The sequence below is a fragment of the Janibacter massiliensis genome (assembly GCF_900289115.1).
Classification (GTDB): domain Bacteria; phylum Actinomycetota; class Actinomycetes; order Actinomycetales; family Dermatophilaceae; genus Janibacter_A; species Janibacter_A massiliensis.
The window spans coordinates 2,335,647-2,343,983 of record NZ_LT985196.1; the positions used below are offsets into that span (position 1 = coordinate 2,335,647).

6 protein-coding genes are annotated in these 8,337 nt (G+C 73.6%); all 6 read right to left on the reverse strand.

The window, feature by feature from the left end; genetic code table 11:
- Positions 1-8 precede the first annotated feature (8 nt).
- Complete coding sequence (locus DAA34_RS11415) at positions 9-809, reverse strand: alpha/beta fold hydrolase (RefSeq protein ID WP_106819440.1); 801 nt, start codon at positions 807-809, stop codon at positions 9-11.
- Complete coding sequence (gene ffh, locus DAA34_RS11420) at positions 809-2,422, reverse strand: signal recognition particle protein (protein WP_106819442.1); 1,614 nt, start codon at positions 2,420-2,422, stop codon at positions 809-811. Before ffh ends, DAA34_RS11415 begins: the two co-directional genes overlap by 1 nt.
- Positions 2,423-2,574: 152 nt before the next feature.
- On the reverse strand, positions 2,575-4,953 hold the full coding sequence (locus DAA34_RS11425) for a [protein-PII] uridylyltransferase (RefSeq protein ID WP_234354228.1): 2,379 nt from the start codon (positions 4,951-4,953) through the stop codon (positions 2,575-2,577).
- Between the two features lie 7 nt (positions 4,954-4,960).
- Positions 4,961-5,299 (reverse strand): P-II family nitrogen regulator, encoded by a 339-nt coding sequence (locus DAA34_RS11430; RefSeq protein ID WP_106819445.1) that lies wholly within the window; start codon positions 5,297-5,299, stop codon positions 4,961-4,963.
- Positions 5,296-6,741: an ammonium transporter gene (locus DAA34_RS11435; protein ID WP_106819447.1), complete on the reverse strand. Its 1,446-nt coding sequence runs from the start codon at positions 6,739-6,741 to the stop codon at positions 5,296-5,298. Before DAA34_RS11435 ends, DAA34_RS11430 begins: the two co-directional genes overlap by 4 nt.
- A gap of 148 nt (positions 6,742-6,889) precedes the next feature.
- Positions 6,890-8,269, reverse strand: coding sequence for a signal recognition particle-docking protein FtsY (gene ftsY / locus DAA34_RS11440; protein ID WP_106820142.1), 1,380 nt, complete (start codon positions 8,267-8,269; stop codon positions 6,890-6,892).
- Between the last annotated feature and the right edge of the window lie 68 nt (positions 8,270-8,337).

Genomic DNA, 8,337 nt, shown 5'->3' on the forward strand with positions numbered 1-8,337 from the left:
ACCCGAACCTAGTCCGCGACCGGCGAGCGGAGGAAGGCCCGCAGCGCCTCGATGACGACCTGCGGCCGCTCGCTGTGGACCCAGTGGCCCGCGTCCTTGACCGTGACGAGCCGGACCCGGGGGAAGTAGCCGCGCATCACCGGCACGGCCGCCTCGTCGACGTAGTCGGACTTCGCGCCGGCGAGCCAGAGCACGGGACCGTCCCACGTCGCCTCCGGCGCGGGCCAGGCGCCGAGCTGGGCCAGGTCGCGGGCGATGACGTCGAGGTTCATCTGCCAGGCCCAGCCCTCGCCCTCCCGGCGGAGGTTCTGCAGGAAGAAGGCCCGCACGGAGGGTTCCGGGACGCCCGTGACGGCCAGACGCGCATCCGCGCTCGCCCGGTCCGGGAGCGACGCCAGATCCAGCCCCTGCAGGGCGCTGACGTAGGTGTCGAAGCTGCTCGCCGCGTCAGAGGGCCGCGGCGACATGTCGACGACGCACAGCCGGTCGAGCAGCTCGGGTCGGGTCAGGGCGAGGAGCATCCCGATCTTGCCGCCCATGGAGTGGCCGACGAGCGTCCACCGCTCCCCCGGCGCGAGCTCGGCGAGCGCGTCGGCGACTATCCCCGTCGCCCGCTCGTAGGTGAACCCGTCGGTCCAGCCGCTCCGGCCGTGGTCGGGCGCGTCGAGGAGGGTGCACCGGAACCCGTCGGCCGCGATGGCCTTCGCGATCTGCGTCCAGTTTCGGCCCTGCCCGAAGAGGCCGTGCACGAAGACGACCCGCGGCCCGGACTCCCCGATCGTCCGGTGGTGGAGCTGGACGCGTTCCATCACTTCCCGAGGAACTTCTCGAAGCCCTTGGGGAGCGCAGACGGGTCGAACGCTGCCGGGTCCATCCCGCCGGGCAGGCCGCCGGTGCCGCCCGGGGCGCCGAACGCTCCACCGGCCGGGCCCTGGCTGGCGCGCTGCGCGGCCGCCCGCTCCTGCTCGGCGCGCTTGGCCGGGTTGCCCGACTTGCCCTTCTTCTTCTGCTGCTTGGCCGGCTTCTTGCGACCGCCGCCCATGCCAGGCATGCCGGGCATCCCCGGGATGCCGCCACCCTTGGCGAGCTGCTTCATCATCTTCTGCGCCTCGCCGAACCGCTCGAGGAGCTGGTTGACCTCGGTCACGGTCACGCCGGACCCCTTGGCGATGCGGGCGCGACGCGATCCGTTGATCTGCTTGGGGTGGTTCCGCTCGAAGGGGGTCATCGAGCGGACCATCGCCTCGACCCGGTCGAACTCGCGCTCGTCGAGGGCGTCGAGCTGGGCGCTCATCTGCTGCATGCCCGGCATCATCTTGAGCATCGACTTCAGCGAGCCCATCTTCTTGATGGCGGCGAGCTGCTGGAGGAAGTCGTCGAAGGTGAAGTCCTCGGCCGCGAGGAACTTCCGCTGCATCTCCTCGGCCTGGCCCCGCTCGAACGCGCGCTCGGCCTGCTCGATGAGAGTGAGGACGTCACCCATGTCGAGGATGCGGCTGGCCATCCGGTCGGGGTGGAAGACCTCGAAGTCGGTCACCTTCTCGCCGGTCGACGAGAACATGATCGGCCGGCCCGTCACCGAGGCGACCGAGAGCGCGGCGCCACCGCGGGCGTCACCGTCGAGCTTTGACAGGACGACGCCGGTGAAGTCCACCCCCGCCTGGAACGCCTGGGCCGTCTCGACCGCGGCCTGACCGATCATCGCGTCGATGACGAAGAGGACCTCGTCGGGCCGGATCGCCGCGCGGATGTCCGCGGCCTGCTGCATGAGGTTCTCGTCGACGGCCAGGCGGCCGGCGGTGTCGACGATGACGACGTCGCGCTGGTCCCGCTGAGCGTGCGCGATACCCGCCTGCGCGACGGCGACGGGGTCACCGAAGCTGCGGGTCCCCTCGCCGGTCGGGCCCACGGCGTCGTGGCCGCCGATGTTGCCGCGCTCGGGCGCGAAGACAGGGACCCCGGCCCGCTCGCCGACGACCTCGAGCTGGGTGACGGCGTTCGGCCGCTGGAGGTCGGCGGCGACGAGCACGGGCGTGTGCCCCTGCTGCTTGAGCGAGTAGGCGAGCTTGCCGGCGAGCGTCGTCTTTCCCGCGCCCTGAAGGCCGGCGAGCATGATGACGGTCGGCGGGTTCTTCGCGAACGTCAGGGTCCGGGTCTGGCCGCCGAGGATGGCGACGAGCTCGTCGTTGACGATCTTCACGACCTGCTGGCCGGGGTTGAGCGCTTGGGACACCTCGGCGCCGAGGGCCCGCTCGCGAACGGCCCGGGTGAACTCCTTGACGACCGGCAGCGCGACGTCGGCATCGAGCAGCGCCCGGCGGATGTCCCGGATCGTGCTGTTGATGTCGGACTCGGTGAGGCGCCCCTTGCCGCGAAGGTTCTTGAAGGTCGCGGTCAGGCGGTCGGACAGGGTGGTGAACACCGGGACAGGGTAGCCGTCGGCGTCCTCCCGCCCCGCGGTCGACCACCCGACGTCGCGGGTACGGCTACGGTGCCGGGCGACCTGGCGTCCACGCCCGACCGCCGGGGCCGTGCGCCTGCGGTGGACCGACGGGCCCGGCGCGGTGGGGCGGGTCAGCCTCGATCCGGCCCGTCCGCCGCGACCATGAGGTCGCCCAGGAGCGCGGCGGAGGCGCCGGGAGCCAGCGCCCGCCCGTCGGCGCCCGTGACGACGAGGGTGTCGCACGCCTGACCGGCGCGGGTCGACACGTGCGCCGACCGCAGGGAGCAGCCGTGCCCGGCGACGACCTCGCCCAGGTCGGCGAGCAGCCCGACACGGTCGTCGGCCCGCACCTCGAGGACGGTCGCGTCCCACGACCCCCCAGGCACGACGAAGGCCCGGGCGGGCGGACCTGCAGGAGCGTGTCCGCGGCGCGGTGCGGGGCGGCGCCGGGGTGGCTCGCGCCGGTCCAGGGCCCGACGGATCCGCTCGGGGTCGGGCGCGCCGCCCCCGGGCAGCTCGACGTCCCAGACGTCGTCGGCGACCCCGTCGGCGGTCCGCAGCCGGGCGCGGCGGATGGTCATGCCGTCGGCGGCCAGCACGGCTGCCGTCCGGGAGAACAGGCCCGCGCGGTCGGTCGCGAGGACCCGCACCCGGTGGCCGCCGGGGGTCGGCTCGGTCACCACGTGGGAACGACCGGCGGCGAGCGTCGCTCGCGCGTCCTCGTCGACGCTGACGGTCTCCGGCTCCAGCGGGGTGCCCGGCTCGTCGGTGCCCCGGGTGATCGCGCGCCGGGCCGAGGCGGTGAGCGTGTCGACGAGGGTCGAGCGCCAGGGCGTCCATGCCCCCGGACCGGCCGCCCTCGCGTCGGCGCGGGACAGGGCGGTGAGGAGGTCGAGGATGTCTGCGCGCCGGTCGACCGCGGTCAGGAGCGCCTCCGTCGTCGCGGGGTCCTCGACGTCGCGACGGGTCGCGAGGTCGACGAGCGTGAGGTGCTCGCGCACGAGCCGTACGACGACGGCGGCGTCGTCCTCCGGCCACCCCCACCGGGCCAGGATGGGACCAGCCCGCCGGGCGCCCTCCTCCGAGTGGTCGTGCGCGCCCGCGACCTTGCCGATGTCGTGGAGCAGGGCGGACAGGACGAGCAGGTCCGCCCGTGCGACGTCGCGGGTGCCGGCAGCGGCCTGGACCACCGCCTCCACGGTGTGCCGGTCGACGGTGTGCCGGTGCACGGGGTTGTGCTGCGGGCGGCTGCGGACGGCACTCCACTCCGGCAGCCAGCGCTCGACGAGACCGGCGTGCACGAGGCCGGCCCACACCTGCCGCAGGCCGTCGCCGGATCCGAGAAGGTCGGTGAGGAGCTCGCGGGCGAGCGGTGGCCACGGGGTCGGCAGGTCGGGGCAGCCGGCGAGGGTCGTCAGCGTCGCCGGTGACAGCGGGAGGCCGGCGCGCGCGGCGACGACCGCGGTGCGCAGCGGGAGCACGGGGTCGGTGGTGTCGGCGCCGGCACCGAGGACGGCCTCGCCGTCGTGCTCGTGGACCCCGTGCCCGAGCGGGACGAGGGTGGGGCGTCGGGGCCCGACCCGTAGGGCCCGCGCCGCGCTCGCCTGCCGGGCTCGCCGCATCGTCATCTCGAGCGCCCAGGTGACGTCGTCGCCGGCGCGGGCGACCTCGGCGAGCAGGTCGTCGGGGTCGGTGAAGCCGAGAAGAGCGGCGACGGCGTCGCGGTCCTCCATCCGCAGCCGGGAGCTCGGGCGGCCGGTGACGACCTGCACGGCGTCACGCACGTCGAGGAGCATCGTGTGGGCCTCGGCAACGCCGACCCGCGTGCGATCGGTGAGCCACGCCGCGGTGAGCGCCGCAAGAACGGTGACGTCCCGCAGCCCGCCGCGGCCCTCCTTGAGATCGAGGACCTGCGACTGGGCGAGCTCGCCGTAGCGCTCGTGCCGGGCGCGCACGGAGTCGAGCAGCTCGGGCAGCCGCTCGCGTGCCCGTGCCCGCCAGTCGTGGCCGACGGTCGTGCGGGCCGCGGCGACGACGAGCTCGTCCCCCGCGACCCGGTCGAGCTCGAGGAGGCCGACGAGCGCCGGGAGGTCGACGTCCGCGACCCGGCGGGACTCCCGCACCGAGCGCACCGAGTGGTCGAGCTTGAGCCCGCTCTCCCACAGCGGGTACCAGAGCCGGTCGGCCAGCTCCCCGAGAGCGCGCTCCCCCAGGGCACGACCGTCGTGCAGGAGCACGAGGTCGAGGTCGCTCAGCGGACCGGACTCGTGCCGTCCCAGGGAACCGACGGCGGCGAGCGCGACGCCGTCGAGGCCCCCGCCCCCGGCGTCCTCGAACAGACCCGTGAGCCAGGTGCGGGTCACCTCGTCGATCGCGGCGCGCCGGGCGGCTCCGGCGCCGGGTGCGAAGGACCGGTTGCCGGCGACGGCCAGGCGGCGAGCGCGGAGCCGCCCCCGCCCCGACACCGCATGGGCGTCGGGGCGGAGGCGGCCCGTGGGGGTGGTGGTCACGTCGGCCTCAGATCGCGTCAGCGCCGCGGTCGCCGGTGCGGACCCGGACGACGTCCTCGACGGGGACGACCCACACCTTCCCGTCGCCGATCCGGCCGCTGCGGGCGGCCGAGACGATGACGTCGACGACCTGCGCCGCGTCGGGGTCGTCGACGAGGACCTCCAGGCGGAGCTTCGGGATGAGGTCGACCTGGTACTCCGCGCCGCGGTAGACCTCGCTGTGGCCCCGCTGACGCCCGTACCCGGACGCCTCGCTGACGGTGATGCCGGTGATCCCGAAGGCCTCGAGGGCGTCCTTCACGTCATCGAGGACGTGCGGCTTGATGATGGCGGTGACGAGCTTCATGCGAGGGCTCCCTGGGTGGGGGTGTCGGTGGGGTCGGTGTCGATCGTCTCGTCACCGTGGTGGCGGGCGTCGTGCGGCCGGCCGTGGCCGGAGGCCCCGATACGGCCGCCGCGGGCGACGAGGTCGTACGCGGTCTCCGCGTGCTCGCCGAGGTCGATGCCGGCGACCTCCTGCTCGCGGTCGATCCGCCAGCCCATCGTCACCTTGAGCAGGAGACCGATGAGCGCGGTGAGCACCCCGCTGTAGACGACCGTCGCGAGGGCCACGACGACCTGCACGGCGAGCTGCTTGGCTCCGTGGCCGTAGAACAGCCCGGACTCGGTCGCCAGGAGGCCGGCACCGATCGTGCCCCAGAGACCGGCAGCGAGGTGGACGCCGACGACGTCGAGCGAGTCGTCGAAGCCGAACGTCATCTTCAGGCCGACCGCCCAGGCGGAGAGCGCGCCGGCGACGACACCGAGGACGAGCGAGCCGAGCGGGGAGAGCGTGCCGCACGCGGGGGTGATCGCCACGAGCCCGGCGACGACACCGGAGGCCGCACCGATGGAGGTCGCGTGGCCGTCCCGGATCCGCTCGACGACGAGCCAGCCGAGGATGGCGGCGCAGGTCGCCGCGGCCGTGTTGATCCAGGCGAGGGCCGCGGTCCCGTCGGGCGTGAGCTCCGAACCGGCGTTGAAGCCGAACCAGCCGAACCACAGCAGGCCGGCACCGAGCATGACGAGGGGGACGTTGTGCGGGCGCATCGGCTGCTTGCGGAAGCCGACGCGGGCGCCGGTCATGATCGCCAGGACGAGACCGGCGATGCCAGCGTTGATGTGCACGACGGTACCGCCGGCGAAGTCGATCGGCAGGACGTCGGCCATGCCGTCGGTCGCGCCGAACATCTTCGCGGCGATGCCCTCGTCGGTCCCGCCGAGCAGGCCACCGCCCCACACCATGTGCGCGATGGGGAAGTAGACGAGGGTCACCCAGATCGCGGTGAACACGAGCCACGTGCCGAACTTCACCCGGTCGGCGATGGCACCGGAGATGAGGGCCACCGTGATGATCGCGAACGTCAGCTGGAAGCCGATGAACGCCGCCTCCGGGATGTACGAGCCGGTGCCGAGCGGGTCGACCAGGGAGACCTCGCCGGCGGCGTCGGTGATCGCCCCGGCGAGACCCGCCTTGTCGAACGGGTTGGCCATGATGCCGGCGACGTCGTTCGGGCCGAAGCTCATCGAGTACCCGAAGAGGACGTAGATGACGCCGACGACGCCCATGGCGCCGAAGCTCATCATCATCATGTTGAGGACGGACTTCGCCCGAGTCATCCCGCCGTAGAAGATCGCGAGGGCCGGGGTCATCAGGAGGACGAGAGCGGCGCAGAGGAGCACGAACGCCGTGGCGGCGGGGTCGAGCTCTGGCGCCGCGGGCGCGAGAGGGAGGGCTGTGGTTTCCATGGCCCGAACGCTCCCCCGGGCGCGTTTCCACTCCTGCGCCGTGATGTTTCGTCGCCGTTTCGGGATCGCGTCACGTGTAAAAGATCCGTGACGACCGGGGCCCGGTCCCGCATCGCGAGACCGGGCCCCGGGTACGGGCGACGTGGGATCAGCCGACGATCGCGTCGACGAAGGCCTCCGGCTCGAACGGAGCGAGGTCGTCCGGACCCTCGCCGAGCCCGACGAGCTTGACCGGGACCCCGAGCTCGCGCTGGACGGCGACGACGATGCCGCCCTTGGCGGTCCCGTCGAGCTTGGTCAGGACGATGCCGGTGACGTCGACGGCCTGCGCGAACACCTTCGCCTGGGCCAGACCGTTCTGGCCGGTCGTCGCGTCGAGGACGAGGAGCACCTCGTCGATCGGGGTCTGCTTCTCGATGACCCGCTTGATCTTCCCGAGCTCGTCCATGAGGCCGACCTTGTTGTGCAGCCGTCCGGCGGTGTCGATGATGACGCAGTCGGCCTCCATCTCGGCCGCGGCCTTCACCGCGTCGAAGGCGACCGCGGCCGGGTCGGCGCCGTCCCGGTCGGACCGGATGGTCGGGACGCCGACCCGGGCCCCCCACGTCTCGAGCTGGTCGGCCGCGGCGGCCCGGAAGGTGTCGGCCGCGCCGAGGACGACGTCGCGGTCGTTGGCCACGAGCACCCGGGCGAGCTTGCCGACGGTCGTCGTCTTGCCCGTGCCGTTCACGCCCACGACGAGGATGCACGCCGGCCGCCCGTCCATGCGGCTCGCGGCGAGCCCGCGCTCCATCGTCGGGTCGACGAGCTCGAGCATGTCGTGGAAGAGCCAGTCGCGGGCCACGTCCGGGTCGGTCGTGCCGTCGACGGCGACGTGGGTGCGCAGGGAGTCGGTCAGCTCGGTGCTCGCGTCGACGCCGAGGTCGGCCCGGATGAGGGTGTCCTCGACGTCCTCCCAGTCCTCCTCGCTGAGCGCGCCGTCGGAGAGCAGGCCGAGCAGACCCTTGCCGATCGCGGTGTTCGAGCGGGCCAGGCGGGAGCGGAGGTTGCGCATCCGATCCTGAGACGGCGCGGGGCGCTCGAGCTCCGGCGTCGGCTCGGGCTCGACGAGCTCGATCTCCTCGGGCGGCGCGGGCACGTCGGCCGGGGGCTGCGCGACGACCGTTCCTGCCGCCTCCGGCGCGGGGACCGCCTCGTCCGACGGGGCCTGCTCGATCGATGGCTCGAGGTTCTCGACGACCTCGGGCTGACGGTCCGCCTCGACGGGCTCCGGCCGTTCCGCGGGAGGAACCGAGGGCGCCGAGGGCGCCTCCACCGGCGGGGGCTTCGGCGCCCCGCGGTCGAGAACGATCGTCCCCTGCCGGTGGTCCGTCGTCCCCCGTGGCCGCGCCGGCGGGCGGTGCTCGGTCGGGATCTCCTTCGTCCGGCTCGGCTTCCCCCCGCGCAGCAGGGCCAGGCCAGCCCCGCCGAGCAGGACGAGCAGCCCGAAGGCGACGGCCAGGTACTCGGTCAGCGTGTCGATGTCCATCACGCCAGCCATCCTCGCAGGGATGCCCGGCAGCGCTCGACCAGACGGCCCCGCGCCCCACCCACGAC

What these genes read in the sequence shown, in the direction of transcription:
- ftsY (WP_106820142.1), bottom strand. Translation starts at nt 8,269, where the DNA reads ATGGACATCGACACGCTGACCGAGTACCTGGCCGTCGCCTTCGGGCTG.
- DAA34_RS11415 (WP_106819440.1), bottom strand. Translation starts at nt 809, where the DNA reads ATGGAACGCGTCCAGCTCCACCACCGGACGATCGGGGAGTCCGGGCCG.
- DAA34_RS11430 (WP_106819445.1), bottom strand. Translation starts at nt 5,299, where the DNA reads ATGAAGCTCGTCACCGCCATCATCAAGCCGCACGTCCTCGATGACGTG.
- DAA34_RS11435 (WP_106819447.1), bottom strand. Translation starts at nt 6,741, where the DNA reads ATGGAAACCACAGCCCTCCCTCTCGCGCCCGCGGCGCCAGAGCTCGAC.